The organism is Dactylosporangium sp. CA-233914 (genome assembly GCF_050942935.1).
Lineage (GTDB): Bacteria > Actinomycetota > Actinomycetes > Mycobacteriales > Micromonosporaceae > Dactylosporangium.
On sequence record NZ_CP192030.1, the window covers coordinates 5218632 to 5234854 of the forward strand.

At 73.5% G+C, this 16223-nt stretch carries 5 protein-coding genes; 1 reads left to right on the forward strand and 4 read right to left on the reverse strand.

What is annotated here, in order from left to right:
* Positions 1-173 precede the first annotated feature (173 nt).
* Positions 174-10850 carry a hypothetical protein gene (locus ACQPY0_RS23000; protein WP_432992187.1) on the forward strand — a complete coding sequence of 3559 codons (10677 nt, stop codon included), beginning with the start codon at positions 174-176 and terminating at the stop codon, positions 10848-10850.
* Between the two features lie 11 nt (positions 10851-10861).
* Here the strand turns inward: ACQPY0_RS23000 and ACQPY0_RS23005 are convergent, their stop codons facing one another.
* The 4 genes from ACQPY0_RS23005 to ACQPY0_RS23020 all read right to left on the reverse strand — a co-directional run bounded on the left by ACQPY0_RS23005 (position 10862) and on the right by ACQPY0_RS23020 (position 16110).
* Positions 10862-12070, reverse strand: coding sequence for a sensor histidine kinase (locus ACQPY0_RS23005; protein WP_432992190.1), 1209 nt, complete (start codon positions 12068-12070; stop codon positions 10862-10864).
* 212 nt (positions 12071-12282) lie between these two features.
* The gene (locus tag ACQPY0_RS23010) at positions 12283-13077 is read right to left on the reverse strand and encodes a hypothetical protein (RefSeq protein ID WP_432992192.1); all 795 of its coding nucleotides are present in this window, start codon (positions 13075-13077) and stop codon (positions 12283-12285) included.
* A gap of 40 nt (positions 13078-13117) precedes the next feature.
* Positions 13118-15511 (reverse strand): hypothetical protein, encoded by a 2394-nt coding sequence (locus tag ACQPY0_RS23015; protein WP_432992195.1) that lies wholly within the window; start codon positions 15509-15511, stop codon positions 13118-13120.
* A 47-nt stretch (positions 15512-15558) separates the two neighbouring features.
* Positions 15559-16110 (reverse strand): sigma-70 family RNA polymerase sigma factor, encoded by a 552-nt coding sequence (locus ACQPY0_RS23020; protein WP_432992198.1) that lies wholly within the window; start codon positions 16108-16110, stop codon positions 15559-15561.
* Positions 16111-16223 lie beyond the last annotated feature (113 nt).

The following is a 16223-nucleotide window of genomic DNA, read 5'->3' on the forward strand; positions in this document are numbered from 1 at the left end:
CGGTCGGACCTACGTTGATCCTTGCGCGGGCCCGCCGCGCCGGACGAGGGGCGTGGACCGAGGTGACGACGGAAGCTCAGCCGTTGAATCCCTGCCCGGCACTGCGACCGTGGCCGACCCAACGGGCAACCGTGATCCGCCTTCGCTCGTCGCCCGGCGAGGTGAGTTCGGCCGTGCTGAACTACGCCAAGTCCCGTCCGGCCGGGAAGGCGACCCGGATCGTGCTGGACGGCGACCTGCTGAACCCCTCCGCGCTGGAGCAGTTTCTCGTACCGTTCGTGACCGGGATTTCGCCGCTGCTGCGCGCCGCCATCGTGATCGACACCGGTGCGCTGCAGCCGCTGCCGTCGGCGACCGACGCGCTCACCGCGGCCAACCGCCTCACGTTGCCGATCGAACTGCCGCTCAGCGCGATCGCCGGCTTCGGCGACGCCCGGCTGGAGTACCGTGACGCCGAAGGCCTCCCGACGTTCCGGCCGTTCGCCACGACGTTGCGGGTGTTGCCGAGCGGGGCCCCGAACGATGCGAGTGTCCTGCGACGGTTCCGGCTTCGCCGCACCCCCGAGCCGGATACCTACGCCCTGACCGGTGGCTGGGTCGTCCAGGTGTTCCCCCGAGGGCTATGGGTGCGCCCGGCCGGTGCGCCCGGCGACGTCCCGGCGGCGCTGGGCCCGGCGGCAGCGGCGGATGCACCGCCACGACTCATGCACGGCGTCCGCGGCGTCGTCACCCCGGCGGCCGTGGCGCGGCGGGTGGCCGCGCTGCGCGACGCGCTGCCGGCCGGCACGCCCGTGGTCAACCTCGGGCCGCCGTCCGCCGCCGAACGCATCGCCGCCGGCGTCTACCTGCCCCCCGGCGACACCATCGACGTGCCCGGCGAGCAGCATCTGAGCTTCGCCGAGACGCTGCCGAACCTCGGCGAGGTGTTCGGGATCGTGGTGCACGTGCGCGACGACAAGCTGCTCTGGGACGGCCATTCGTACGGCTTGGACAACGCGGGAGCGTTCGTCGCCGCGCTCGGTCCGGTCGCGGAGGGGCTCGGACGGCCGCTCGAGGCCGGGCCGGTCGCACTGATCACCACGATGGACAGCGACCGGTGGTCCGGACCAGAGTTCGCCGACCGGATCACCAAGCTGGCGCGGACCGAGCTGATCGTCTTCGAACGCCTCGGGGTGCGCCGGCCCGACGGCACCGTGGAGCCCGGACTCCCGGTGGACGACGCCGGACCGCCGGCCCTGGTGCCGGTCTTCGAGGTGGCCGAGGGCCCGCACGACGCGGGACCCCCGGCGCCGGTCTTCGCGGTGGCCGAGGGCACGGCGGTGCGGCACTTTCCCTACGCGCGGCCGCCGGAGCCGGTGGCGGCCGAACTCGAAGGCGTGGTGGTGCCGGTCGACGCGCTCCCGCCGGGAATTCTCGACGACGCGAGTGCCGCCGGGCCGCCGGGCCTCTACAGTCCGCAGCACCTCGAAAGGCTCGAGGAGCACGGCTCGCTGGGGCTCGACCGAGCCCGGCTGCCCGGCCTGATCGAGGCACTCGGCATCCCCGGCCGGAGCCCGACCGAGACGGCCCGATCGCAGCACATCGACGCGCTGATCCGGCTCAGCCAGGTGACGAACCGGGTGCCCGACGACCTGCCCGAGCTGGCCGTCGAGTTCGGCTTCGACGATCCGTGGAGCCTGTACCTGCTCGTGCGGGAGCTCGGCGTCGACCCGCGCAGTCTCCGCGTGATCGGCAACCAGCTCAGGGCGGTGGCCGGCACGGCACGCCTCGGGACCGGGCGGATGCTCGACGAACTCCGCACGCGGCTGACGACGCTCGGCGTGCACGTCGACGCCGACCTGGTGTGGCTGCTGGAGCTCGGCGTCCGGCACGAGTTCACCCCGAGCGACCTGGCCGTCCTCGCCGCCGTGATCGGGCGGGGCACGTCGCTGGAACTGCTGCACGACCTGCCGGCCGCGACGGTGGAACGGCTGCTGCTCCGGCAACGGCAACGAATAGCCGAGCCCACGGATCCGGTCGGGCTGGTCCGGCAGTGGCGGCTCGTCTCCCTGGATTGGCTTCATGCGCTCGCTGACGAGTTGCGTACCGTGCCGGAGGATCTGGCCGAGCTGTACGGTGACCACCTGGATGCGGCCGCGTCGCGATTCGCGGACGAGCATCCCGACGTGGAGTTTTCCGCAGCCACCTCGGACGAGCGACGCAAGCGGATGCCTCACTGGGTCAAACGACTCGCCGGAGCGGTCCGCCGGGCACTGGGTGTGGTTCTCGACCTCGACGCGGCCCAGGTCGAGCCGTACCTGAAGCTGACCGGCGAACTCGGCTTCGTCCCGACGGAGCTGACGGTGCTGCCGCCGGGCCGGCACCGCAACGGGCTGGTCGCCCGGGCCTTCAGCTCGCAGCCGTTCGGGGCGGCCGAGGCGCTGATCGCCCGGCTCCCGCGCGCCGGGCAGGAGCAATCGCTACCGGCCTACGACGCGGCGGCCGAGGATCCGCTGTTCCTGGAGCCGGTGGTCGAGGGTCCGCTGCCCGTCCACGCGGTGGTCGAGGACCCGCCGGCCTACAACGAGGACGACGCGCTGGCCGGCCTTGGCGTGCGACCGCACCACATCGCCGACCTGGCCAACCGGCTCGGTCTGAGGGTGGACCCGGACCAGGAGGTGCAGCTGGTCGCGCGGCTGGTCACGCTCACCGTGCGGATCGGCCGGCTGCCGACGGATCTCGGCTCGCTGGCATACCGGATCGGCACCGCGCCGGCCGTGCTGCTGGCGCTGGCGGCCGAGCTGCGCGCGGACCCGCGGCACCTGTTGCCGTTCCGCGGCCTCATCCGCCGGACCAAGTCAGCGCTGTTCCCGGGCGGGATCCCCGCCGCCGAGATCCTCTCCACGCTGCGGGAGGTGGCGACGATCGCATTGCGGGGCACGTCGTACCCCGCCGACGAGGACGGGATCGCGCACTTCTTCTACCTGGTCAGCCACAGCAAGATCGACAGCCGCAACGAGATGCTGTTCCGGACTCGGCTGCGGTGGGCCGCGCTGGCCCTGCGCCGCTCGCCGTTGTTCAACCCGCTCGACGACCTCCTCGACCACACCCTCCCATGGCTGTCCCCCAGCCAGGATCTCGGCCCGCCGCCGCCACCCCGGAATGGCCGGGAGCCCACGGATCCCTTCGCCTCCCACGACCCCTACAACGCACTGCTCCTGCCCTGGTGGGCAGGCCGCTTCGGCACGTCTGAGTACCGTATCGGCCAGGTCATCGAGCAGCAGCGCCACCTCGACCTCGACGCCGTGGCCGACTTCGCCGCCGCGACCGGCGTCTCGTGGCAGGACATGCTCGGGATCGCCACCATGACCGGCCGTGTGCCCTTCGAACTGCCGGACCTCGCCGCCGCGTGGCAGGTGGCCCCCGCCGAGCTGGCGAAGCTGGCCCTGACCGGGAGCACACCTCCGCACCTGCTGGCCCCCTTCACCGTTCAAGGCCGGCTGGCCATACCCACCGCCGAGGAGCGGGACCGGCGCGGGCGGGCCATCGACACGTGGGGCCGAGCGCTGAAACTCGGCAAGGAACACGTGTTGGCGTTGATGTCCGACACCGGCCTGGTCTTCGCCGAGCACACGGAATCGCCGGTCATCAACGACGGTGCGCCGCTGCTGTGGCGAGCCGTCCTCTGGGGTGTCTCGCCGGCCGAGGCGTCCCGGTTCGCCGTCGAGCTCACAGATGAGCAGCACGAGCAGCTCTTCACGACCATCACGAAGTTCGCCGCTGTCGAACCCCCGGACGTCCTCCTGCTGGAGGAGCTGGCGGCACGACTGAGGATCAGCTCCGACCTCCTCGCGGCGTACAGCGTCCGGATCGGCCGGGTCCCGGTCGACCTGCCCGATCTGGCGCAGTGGTTCGGCGTCGACGATCCGGTGCGGCTGCTGGCGGTGGCCTCGCTGGCCGGCGTCGACGTCCGCGACCTGCACGACACCGACGGCCTGCGCTCGCTCAACGCGTCCGCGCCCGGGGCGGGCCGGCTGGCCGGAGTCGCCGAGCTGGCCCGGGCCGTCCGGGAACGCATCCGCCAATCCCGGCACCCGGCGCCCGCCCGCGACGTCGTGCACGACCTGCTGCACGTGATGGTTACCACGAAACGGGCACCGGACGACATCCTGGCGCTGGCGGACAGCGCAGACGGCGCAGTGCCGGTCGCGGTGCTCCTGAGCGCCTCCCGGGACCTCGACGTCGATCCGCGGCTGGTGGCCCGCTTCATCCGCTGGCGTACGCACCAGGCCGGCCTCGCCGCGGTCAGGGGTCGCAGCGTCCCGCCGGCGCTGCCCACCGAAGCCGCTGCCGTGCACCTCGCGATCGTGGAGCAGTACCCGGACTGGGCACGTGACCTCGACCGCGACTACGCGCTCGCCGGCGACGACATCTGGTCGTTCTTCTCCTGGCTGGACGAGGACCACGCCAACCGCGCCCGTTTCCCTGGATCGGAACTCGATGTCGATGGGTCAGATGGGCCGGCCGTCGAGGTGGAGGTCTCGGACGCCGGATCGGAACTCGACGTCGACGGGGAAGACGGGCCGGTCGTCGAGGCGGAGGTCGTTGACCCCCTCGCCAGCGGCAGAAAACTGGTCGAAACCTGGCTGACGCTGCGGTTCGCGAAGGCCGCCGGTGTCGCCCCGCTCGGGGTTGAGCGGAACCTGCAACAGTGGAATGTCACAGCTCAGGAGCTGCTGCGCTTCGCTCGCGGCAACGACCTGCGGGTGGAGGACGTTTACCGCGCGCGCGAAATATTCGCGGAGCTGCCCTACGCGGCGCCGGCCATCGCCGCCACCCTCGGCATTCCGGCAGCGACGCTGCTGAGCTTGGCGGTGGAAAGTGAAATGCCACCCCGGGTGATCGCCGTTGTCGCCGACGCCGCTGACCTGACACAACCCGTGTGGTCGGCGTCGGCGCGGTGGTGGCGACGGCTCCACGAGGCCGCCGAGGCGGTCGGCTGGACCGCCGGCTGGCTCGGTGAGGCACTTGCCGACCTCGGTGTTGCGCTGCCCTCGCCCGGGCACGAGGACGAGCTTCGTCGTCATCTGCGCGACTGGGCAGCGCTGGTGTTCGGGTTCGCGCCGGAGCAGGACGCAGTCCCGCTGCGGATCATCGAGATCATGATGGGTCTCATCCGGTCGCAGGCCGCGGGCGTCGTGCACCCCGACGGCGTCGAGCGGCTCCCTGGCCTCGCCGCCCGCCTCGACGTGAGCTTCACCTGGCTGGCCACGTTCAGCGTGCGCAACGGCATGGTTCCCGACGATTTGGATCCGCAGCTCAGCGGCTGGTCGGCTGCCGTGAACCGGCGGCTGATGACCGTTGCCGCGCGGCTGGACGCCGAGCCGGGAGACATCTCGACGGACGTCATCGAGTGGCTTGCCGCCGTGCCGGCCCGCGCTTGGCCCGCCGCACTGGACATGATCCTATCCGGGTTCCGCGCCGACGCCGAATGGTCCGCCGCCCACCCGCCGCGTCCGCGATTCGCCTCTCGGCTGCTCCCGGCGGCCACGATCGTCGAACGACTCGGCATCGCCGCCGTGGAGATGGTGGAACTGCCAAGGTTCCTGCGGGACGCGGGCATGTCGATCGGTCAGCTCACGCGCAGTGAGGTGGCCGGAGCGGAGATTACTCGCTTTCGCGCCGGAGTGCTGGCAAGCATGTTCCACCGCACTGAGGACGATGTCGAGGACGACCTCTTGGATCGGCCGTGGTTGCGGCCCGCCGATCTGGAGACCTTGGCCCGGCGCGGCCTGGGGGCGTTCAGCGATCTGCGCGAGCTCAGCCTCGACATCGGCCGTGTGCCGGCCGACATCACCGAACTGTCCGGCCGTGCGGGCCTGCCCCCGCAAGTGCTCCTCAAGTTCCTGACCACCTACGACCGGAAACCGTCAGAGCAGGTGGATCCCCGGCTGCTGAGGCCACTGCTCGAGCATGACTGGCAGATCCCGCCGTCGCAGCTGGCATCACGCTGGGGCCAATGGCTCAGCGACCAACGCCGACGCCTGCACACGTCGTCGGGCTTCCTGCTGTCGTTCATGGCCGACGAGGGCCTCGGCGTCGAGGACGTCGAGCAGCTCGAGACGCCGGATGAAGCCATGCCGGTGCGGTTCGCCGCCTGGCTGCGGGAGGTGCTGCACCTCACCGAGGCCGAGCTGCAATCGGTCCTTGCGGCAGCACCTGACGGGTACACCATCCTGCTCGGCGCACTCGTCGCCGGTGAGGGATGGGACATCCGCGATCTGCGACGCGAGGCCGCCCTGCTCGGCGTCGGATGGCCGCGGTTGGCGGCCCTGAGCCTGGCGACCCGCCGGCCGGTTGTCGACGTGGCGAGAGCGGCGCGGCGGTTCGGGGTCGACGCACCGGGCAAACTGCTGGCACTGGCGTCACAGCTGGGCACGCACCTGGAAGAGTTCAACGACGCCGACGACCTGCAGCGGCTGAACACCATGTCGGTGGCCGACGTCGCCGCGACCATCGCCACCGGCGAGCACCGGTCGACACCGCGCAGCCTGGGCCCGCTGCTCATCGCGATGGCCGAGGCTGTACAACGCTACGACCTGAGTCCGGCCGAGGCGAAGCTGGTCATGCGGGAGTTGGCCGACCAGCATCGGTCGATCGTGGGGGTGCCGACCGAAACCCTGGCGAAGACTGTCGCCAGGACGCGGGCCGACCACTGGTCTGCGACGTTGGGCGTCGACGCCACCGAGATCGAAGCCGACCTGGTCGAGCGCCCGTGGCTGATCCACCATCAGCTCCACACGTTCACCACCGAAACCATGCCGGGCGAGCCCTTCAACAATGTGTGGCAGTACGTCCGGGTGTTCGGCTGGATTCCCGACCATCTGCCGGCGCGGGCCGAGAGGTTGCGAACCGATGTCCACACCCTCTTCCGCGTCGCTTCGAGGTTCGGCGTCGATTCGGCGTACGTGTCGCCGATCCTGAGGCTGCTCGAGCACAGCCGTGACCTGGACGAGCAGCTGTCGAAGTGGTTCGAGTGGCTGGCGGAGCGGGCTTCTGCCATCGGCGTCGGTTCGCCGACGCTGCTGGAGGCCATGCATGACTCCGGGTTGACATTGCGCTGGTCAGACATGGCCGACGAACTGCGTGTGCGCGTGGAACTCTGGCAGGCGACGCAACTCGGGCTGGGTCGCAACGCGTTCCGGGCGCTGCGGCAACAGCCGAAATTCTCGATGCGGACGGCGGTGCGTATCCTCGACGTGCTCGTCGAGCGAACCAGCATGACCGAGGCGATCGCGCGGCAAGCGCGCGAATTCGGGGTGACATCACGGTGGCTGTTCGGCGTATACCTCCGGCTCGGCCAGGCTACCCCGCGCAACGCGTCGACCGCAGACCTCCGGCAGGCGCTGGCTGACGCCGACCAGCTCGATGATCCGGACACGGTCAGCGGCCCGCTGAGCCTGCTGGAGTACCTCGGTCCGAACCTCCGCGTGACGCAACTGGTCGACATCTACCAGGACGCGTTCAACCGGATCGACATCGGCGGCCTGTCGCCCGAGGTCCGCCGGGCCTACTTCTCGTACGTCACGTCCGGGAAGACCGACGCCGGCCCGTTGCGGCAGACCCTGCTCGGCAGCGTCGGCACCCCCCGGCAGCGGCCGGGAACCACGCCGGTGCGAATCGTTCACGCGGCCGAGTCCGCCACCGCCCCGACTGCGCACGAGAACCTGTACCTCCATCTCCACAGGTTGTTGCCCGGCACCGACGGTGTCACCGGGGCCGGTGCGGCGGTGCGGTTCCACCGCGCACTGAACGCCGACGCGATCCTGTCGTTCGACACGCAGCAGTGGTACCGGCTCGACGAACTGAGGCCGAAGACCGTCAACGAAGTCGTGCGGGCGATCGCGTCGGCCGACGGGTTCGGCCGGTTCCTCGATGACGCCGGACGGGTCGTGCCGGGATTCGCCGGCGTCATCAACCACATCGCATCCGTACCCGCAGCCCGCGGCATCGTGGTGTACCGCACGAGGGGAGCCGATGGCGACCCGGCCGGCAACGTTCTCAACGTCTTCGCCGGCAAGGACGGCGAGGTGGTCTTCGTCGACCCGCTGGCCCCAGCGCTGGCCGTACTGCCCGCCGGCGACACGGTCGACGTGCTGTATCTCCCGACCGCCGACGAAACCCCGGCAAGCTTCGTGCCGGTCGGCGGCGACACGCTTGACGAGCTGTTCAGCTGGCCTCCGCCGGCACTGAGCGACCTCGGCGAGACGGCGGCCGGGCGCTTCCTGCTGTTCGCCGCGCGAAGCGGTCAGTGGATCGGCGCGCTCAAGCCGTCGATCGTTCGCCACTACGTCGAGGCGTGGAACATCCTCGGCCGGCCCGCCGAACCATACGACCTGGCCGGCGAAAGCGGCGTTCCGGGCGCGATGGCCGGACTGCACGCGGCGCTGCTGAACGAGGCCGGCACCGCGTGGCCGCTGCCCGGCGGGTTGACCGTGACGGTCGTCCACGCGTCGTCCGGACCCGCGAGCACCCCGGACCCGGCGACGAACGCGGCGCGGTTGCTGCTCCTGGAACACTCCGGCGTCCCGCGCGCCGGGGTTTCCCATCCGCCGGTCGACGATGTCGACGAGTACACCCGTGCGTTCGCTCTGGACCGGCACCGAGCAGGGGCGGGCGATCCCGGAGCGTTTGCGCCGGAACCGTGGGAGGCGCTGCCCGGCGAACTCGCGCTGCACTTCCCGGACAGCGGCGGATTCGTCCGGTTCCTCAGCCCGTCCGGTGACCCCGTGTCCGGCTTCGACGGCGTCATCCACCAGCTCGCGACCGCACCCGGGCAGGGCTTCGTCATCTACCGCAAGATCGATGATCTCGGCATGCCGATCGTGCGACTGCTCAACGTCTTCACCGGCCGCCACGGCGAGGTCGTCTTCGTCGACCCGTTGTCGGCGGCGCCGGCGGAGCTGCCCGTGGGCGGGCGCGTCGACGTGCTGTTCCTGCCGACCGCGGGCACCGTCGATGCGCACCTGACCGAGCCGGTCGACTCGACCGTCGACTGGGCCGACACCCTTGCCGATCTGACGGTCCCGGCCGAAACCGCCGGGACCGCCGATCCGGAGGGCTGGCGGATCGAGGCGGCGGGCGGCCTGGGCCGGGCGTTCGTAGACCCGGCGGAGCGTTCGCGGCTGGGCCTGGACCGGATCGACCTGTCGAACCGGTGGTTCGCGCGCATCCGGCAAGTCGGTGCGGATGGTTCCGTGAGCTGGTACCCGGAATCCGACGAGGCGGTGGTGCCGTGGGACAGTCTCGGGACCGGCTACGTGGCGGCGTTTCACGGCGACGGTGACCAGGTGCGGTTCCTGGACGATCGCGAGTCGTGGGCGACGCTGGGCAGCCGGCTGCGCCGCCGGCCGAGTGTGCGCAACCTGCGGGCGAGTGACTTCGTGATCCTGCCGGGCTGCGGAGCGGCGGATCTGGGGGCCGACGGCCGGTCCCGCGCCCAGGCCGCGGTCGACCAGCTGGGCCGCGGCGCGTGGGTCGGCCGTTACGGCATGATGTTCCTGGGCGACGAGAGCGCGAACATCGGCCTGCTGCCGGGCCCGAACGGCGAGCCGGGGGAGTGGGTGTGGTTCTCCCCTGACGCCGAACCGGAGCACTTCGCCAAGCAGCGGTTCGGCGAGGCGACCGGCAATCTGACGCGAGTCCCCGGCACCGGCACATTCGGTGCGGGCGGCCAGATCGAGATGGTCGGCACGGGCAAGCGCCCCAGAAGCGCCGACTCCGGCACCGATTCCGGTTCCTACACCAGCTCCGATCCCGGCAGCCCGGCGCCGTTGTCCGGGGCAAAGGCGGTGCAAGACCAGGAATCGCAGGTGCCGTCGACGGCGACGACGGACGGCCGGCTGATCGTGATCGGGGCGGGGAAGGCCCCGGTCGGTCGGGGCCGCGAGACACTGCGCACGGTGGCGGAGGCGGTGCCTTTCCCGGTGCTGGCCATGGAAAGCGCGGACGCGCTGCCGGACCTGATCGCCGCGGTCGAGCAGCTGCGGTGGCGCGGGCACAAGCCGGTCGTGTTCCTGTCGCGGACCGTGGACGCCGTGGTGCGGGCGATGCGGCAGCAGCAGGTCGCGATGGTGTACAAGCGGTCGGCGCGCCTTGACGACGAGTGGCAGGTGGAGGGTCCGGCCGGGCCGGCGGACAGCTTCGAGCTGGCGGAGCTGCGATCGGCCGTCGAACACGCCCACGCGCTGTCGCAGACCATGCCGGAGCCGGACCGGCCGCCGGCGAAGCTGGCCGACTGGCTGTCGGCCGGAGACTGGGCCGCGGCGCGGGGCGTGTTCACCGAACACCGCGCGCTCCTGCTCGCCGACGACCTGCCGCGCCGGCTGGAGGAGATCGCCGACCGGTCACCGAACGATCACCGGCTGAAGGTCTTTCAAGCGGTGCTGGAGCTGGCCCGGGCCGGCCATGCCGACGTGGCGTTCGACTACTTGGGCCAGCGGCGACTGGCCGAGCGGCACCGGCTCCTGCTGCTCGCGGCGTGGCGGGACGCGGTGCCGAGTGAGCCGCTGGAGCGGCTGATCAGGTCCGCGCGGCGGGCGGACGCCGGCACCGACACCGAGGTCGTGCTGCAGATCGCGACGGAGACCGTACTGGTGACCGGCGAGGTGGAGCTCAGCGAGGACGACCGGAAGGCGATCCTGTGCTTGGAAGGTGCCCGCCGTGCCGACTGGATGCAGGAGCGCCGGCATGCCCTGAAGGTCATCGAAGACGAGAAATACGAGTTCGGGCCGGTGGCCAAGGTCCTGCTCGACGAAGCCTTGCACGAACTCGCGATGGTCGTGGTGGACTGTGAGAAGAAGCCCGCCTGATCGGCAGGGCATCAGGGGCGGTACGACACGACCACCGTCATCGTCGTCCCGGTCCCCGGTGCCGATACGAGCCGCAGCTCGCCACCGACCCGCCGGGCCCGCTCGTGCATGCCGACGATCCCGAAGTGCCCGTCGGCCTGCCAGCTTGTCGGGTCCCGCGGCTGGAACCCGCGCCCGTCGTCGCTGACGGTGAGCTCGACCCGCCCGGCGCCGCCGGCGAGCCGGACCGCGACCCGGGTCGCCTCGGCGTGCCGCTCGACGTTGGCGAGGGCCTCGCCGAGGATGCGGCCGAGCTCGTACCGCACGTCGACGGGCGGCTCGACCGAGGCGACGCTGACGGCGGCCTCGATCCCCGAGCGCTGCGACCACTGCCGGCACACGGCCCGGACCGTCTGCGGGAACGGCTGGTCGGCGGCGTCGACCCGCAGGCCTTCCAGCAGCTCCCGGGCCTCGCGGGCGGCCGCCTCGGCGCCCTTCGACACGGTTGTCGCCAGCTGCTCGGCGAGGTCGGGGTGGCGGCGCAGCGACGCCGGCAGGGCGACAGCGGCGAACGAGATCCCGCGCAGCGTCTTGGCGACGGAGTCGTGCAGCTCGCGGGCGAGCCGGGCCCGCTCGGAGGCCGCCGCCGACTGCTGGGCCCGGCCGATCGCGTCGACGCTCAGGGCCATGAACCGCACGAGCGCCTTCGTCGCCGTCGCCGCGCCGAGCCCCGCCAGGACGCACATCACCGGGAACGCCGCGAGGAACGCCGTCACCTCGGCCGAGGTCGGGCTGGTCCGCAGCAGGACGCCGGCGGTGACGTATCCGAGCGCGGAGTGCGCGAACCACACCGGGGCGCCCCGCATCCCCTGCAGCGCGCCCGCGATCGCGGCCGAGCCGGCGAGCCAGCAGAAGTACGCCATGCCGGCCCGCCCGGCCGCCAGGACCGCCACCGCGATCCCGAGGTCGGCGAGCAGCACGAGATTCGGATGCCGGACCGTCTGCGGCCACCGGGTCAGCACACTGACCATGGCGACGGTCGCGGCGGCGGCGATGGCGAGCACGGCGGCGACCCGCCACGCCTCGTCGACGACGAGCAGCCCCGACCCGGCCGCGACGAGCACGACCGCGCCCCGCCCGAGCAGCAGCGACCGGCATACGGCGGCGGGCGCGACGGCCGGGTCGATCGGGCCGGCCGGCTGTGTGCCGCGCGGGTGACCGATGTCGGAGAGCGAGGTCAACGGGTGCCGTCCCGGGTCGTGTGGACGGGTGCCGCCGTCATCGTCCGGGGTCGTACGACCCCGGCGCAACCCATGATCGCAAACGGCAACGCCGCCGTAACGGTCGCCGCGGCGCCGCGCCGGCTCAGCAGGGGCCGGTCACCGTCTACGGCACGGTGCGGGCCAACGGCTACGGCCACTCCCTCTACGAGTTCGAGGTCCGCTGACGCTGCTCAGCGCGAGCGGGCGTCGATCGACCAGCGGGCCCGGGGCAGGTCACCGACGAGGATCGTCGCGTCCGGGGACGGTGGCTCGGGCGGGCCGCCCGGCCCGGTGCGGAACACGACGGCCGACGTCGCGGACCGGGCGTGGGCCGGGCGGCCGGCGCCCGGTCCGAGGACGTCCTGGCCGGCCGTCACGGCCGCGCCGCCGGCGACGAGCTGGCGGGCGAGCTGCCGGGCGTAGGCGAGGCGTTCGGCGGGGGAGCCGGTGACGGTGACGACGTCCGGCGCGCGGGCCAGGTCGACGACCAGAGCGCCGAGCCGCGGGTGCTCGCCGAGCACGACGACGCCGGGCCCGCCCGGCCCGTCCGCGGCCCGCCCGGCCCAGCGGAACGGCGCCGCGCCCCGGCCCGGCCGGACGCCCACGAGGCTGACGTCGAGCAGCATCGGCCCGGCCGCGACCACGGCCCGCACGATCGCACCACCGACCTCGCCGAAGCGCTCCGGCCCGTCGTCGACGACGTCGTCCGGGCCGTCGCCGGCCGGCCGCGCGGCGAGCGCGACCGGGGTGCGGGTAGCCGGCAGCAGCGCCGTGAGCTCGGCGGACGGCGGCGTCCGGGCGGCCCGTGCGGTCGCGACGAACGCCTCGGCGGCGGCCAGCGGAATGCGCCGCCGCCGGTGCGACGGTTCCCGGTTGGCGCGGCGGCTCTGCACGACGAGCGCGACCTGCAGCACCGCGACGGCCACCAGCAGCAGGGCGGAGGCGGCGAGCGCGATCTGGGCGTACGGCCCGGAGGTCACTGGCATGACGGTGGCTCCTGGTTCGTAGGGTCTCGTTGCAGGGCGGTCACGCCCGTGACGGTGGCGCGGTCCCGCCGGCCGGCAGGTGCGCGGTCAGCGTCCGGGCCGCGCCCCGCGACACGCGCCGCCAGCGGCTGCCACGGACCTCGGCGAGGGCGACGAGCGGCGTCGCGCGGTACGAGCGCCACGGCAGGACCAGCGCGGTGCCGCGGCCGACGAGGCGATCGGCGGCGGCGTGGACCGCGGGCAGCGCAGCGAGACGCTCGGCCGTCGCGGCGACGTCGATCGCCGTGCCGGCGCGAACCCGCAGCGTCGCCAGCCGGAACCCGTCCTGCGGCGCCGGCGGCCGGCGGTGCAGCGTGAGCCAGGCCGGGGTCGGGCCGGCGACGGGCAGCAGCGCGTAGCCGGTGCGGTACCGCCGCAGCCGGGTCTGCGGCCACGCCGTCGCCTCCTCCGGCAGCCCGGCGACGCCGTGCCCGGCACCGGAACACCGGGTCCGCAGCCGGCCGTCCGCCACCGGCTCCCGGGCCACGAGCTCACCACCGGCGACCCGCAACACCGACACCACCCGGGTCCGCTCCAGCCAGGCCGCCGGGAGCAGGTACGCGCCCAGCCGCGCCGCCCGCGCCGCTGCGTCGCCGGGGGCGATGGCGTCGCTGGCCGGGACGTCGACCGCGCCGTGCCGCTCGACCGAGACCTGCAGCAGGTACCCCTGGCGGATCTCGTGGGCGAGCAGCCCCGGGTCGAGATGCCCGACGAGGAACAGCCACGGGTTGGCCAACCCGCGCTCCAGCACCCGCTGCGGGTCCTGGACGCTGGGCAGGTACAGCTCGAACGGGGCCGCGTTGATCTGCGGCCGCTCGCGCAGCCACGGCAGGCCGTGCCCGCGCCCGTCCCGGTCGGCCTCCTCCAGCCGCGGCCCGATGAACGGGCCCTCCGGCCATTCGGCCGCGGGCGGATCGACCGGGCCGGGCTCGGGCTTGGACACGTCGGAGCGCCGCCGCGGCACGAGCCAGCCGTCGCGGCTCTCCCAGCCGGGATCGCCGCCGCGGGGATCGCCGTCGTCCAGCCGCTCCCAGCGGGCCGGGCCGTCCGCGCGTACCACTCGCGGAGCATCGTCGGCGATCACGATTCCGCTGCCGGGCTCGGGCACGAACACCGCGCATCCGGGCGCCGCGCCGCGCAGGTACCGCCGCAGCCCCTCCAGTTGCTCGGGCAACGGCGTGGCCAGCAGCGCGATCGCGGCGCCGGGACCCGAGGCGGCCGGGTCGCCGAGCAGGCGGCGCAGCCGCGCCCCGCCGAGCGCGACAGCGACGCCGTCGGTGCACAGCCCGGCCAGCCGCCCGTCGTCGAGCACCGCCAGGTCGGCGACCGCGAGCCCGCGCCGCGGGCGGACCCTCGGGTACGCGCCGGACAGCCGCGGGGACCGCGACTGGGGCACCGACACGGCGGCGACGCCCCGGTATCGGCGCACGACGAACCCGCCGGCGGGCACGAGCCGGCCGTCGCGATCCGCCTCGAACCGGGCCGGGCCGTCGTGCCCGGGCCGGAACGCCTGCCAGGCCCCGTCGCCGCCGCCGGTGACGACGAGATCGCCACAGTCGCCGGCGACCTCGATCCGGCGGCCGGCGGCCGGGGCCCACACCACCGCGCCGGTGCTGTGCGCCAGCTGGGACAGGTTGTCCCGCAGCCGCCGCCGCTCCACCGGCTCGTCGGGCCAGGTCAGCCACATGCGGACGTCGCCGCCGTACAGCCACAGGCTCGCCAGGTCGGCGGCGAGCCGCTCGCCGCCGCGCCGCGCCGCGGAACCGTCGTAGCCGCCGACGACCAGGTCACCGCCGTCGACCCCGACCCCGATCGTGACCAGGCGCGGATGCCCGGGCGCCAGCCGGGCCGCGAGCGCCCGCCAGGCGGCGAAGTCGGCCCGGGTCGCCAGGCACAGGCCCTCCGGCAGCGGTACGGACACCATCCCCCACCGCGGCCGGACCGCGCCGTCGGCGACCGCGAACCAGGACGGGCGCGCCGCCGGGCCGGGCGGGATGACCTGCCACGCGGCCCGCCGGCGGGTGACCCGGTCGACGGCGACGTACTCCTCGGTGCCGGGCGTCGCGCCGCGCGCCGCGAGGACCCGGACGTCGGCGCCGAGCGGGGTGACGTACACGTCCCGGTCCAGGATCCGCGCGACCGCGGCCAGCAAGGTGCGGTGCCGGGCGCCGTCGGCGGCGACGATCCGCACGTCGTGGCCGCCCGAGCCGCGGGAGCGGAGCAGGTCGGCGAGCCCGGCCGCGGTGAGGCCCGGACCGGAGCCGCCGGAGGTGGTCAGACCGCCGTCGCGGGACGGCGCCAGGACGACGTCGGTCAGTCCCGGCAACGACCGCGGGAGCCGGGCCGGCCCCGGCGACACGTCCCGGACCTCGTCGGCCGGGCGGTGCACGGCCACGCGCGGTACCTCGGGACGGCGCGGCGGGTGCGTGCGCATGCCGCCGGTCACGGCTGCTCGGGATGCCCGAACCCGCGGGCGAGCAGCTCGACCCGCAGCGCCTTGAGCGCGTAGAACGTCCGCGACTTGACCGTCCCGGGCGGCACCCCGAGCCGGGCCGCCGCCTCGGTGATCGGGTGGTCGTGGACGTACGTGGCGACCAGTACCTCCTGGAAGCGCCCCGGCAGGGCGGCGAGCGCGTCACGGACCCCGCTGGTGTCGAGGACCCGCTCCTCGACGTCGACGTCGCCGGGCCGGTCGTCGAGCCGTTGGTCGCCGAGCTCGGCCGGGCGGGTCCGCGCCGCCCGGATCCCGTCGATCGCGATGCGGCGACTCACCGTGTACAGCCAGGCCCGGCTCCACGAACCGTCCGGCCGCCGGGCCTCCGGGTGCCGCCAGGCCCGGATCAGCGTGTCCTGCAGGATGTCCTCGGCCCGGTGCCGGTCGCCACCGGTCAGCCGCAGCAGGTACGCCAGCAGCACCGGCGCGTGCACGTCGTACAGCTCCCGCAGCGCGCCGTCGAGATCGGCCGGTGCGCGTTCGGCCAGCGCCGCGGTCACGGTTCGCGTACTTTCATCTCCGACCTCCCCATCCGCGGGTACCGACGGCGTGAACCGTACGGTCGGCGGGACCCCCGGGGGATGAGGCGAACATCCCGCCCAGGGGGTCCCAA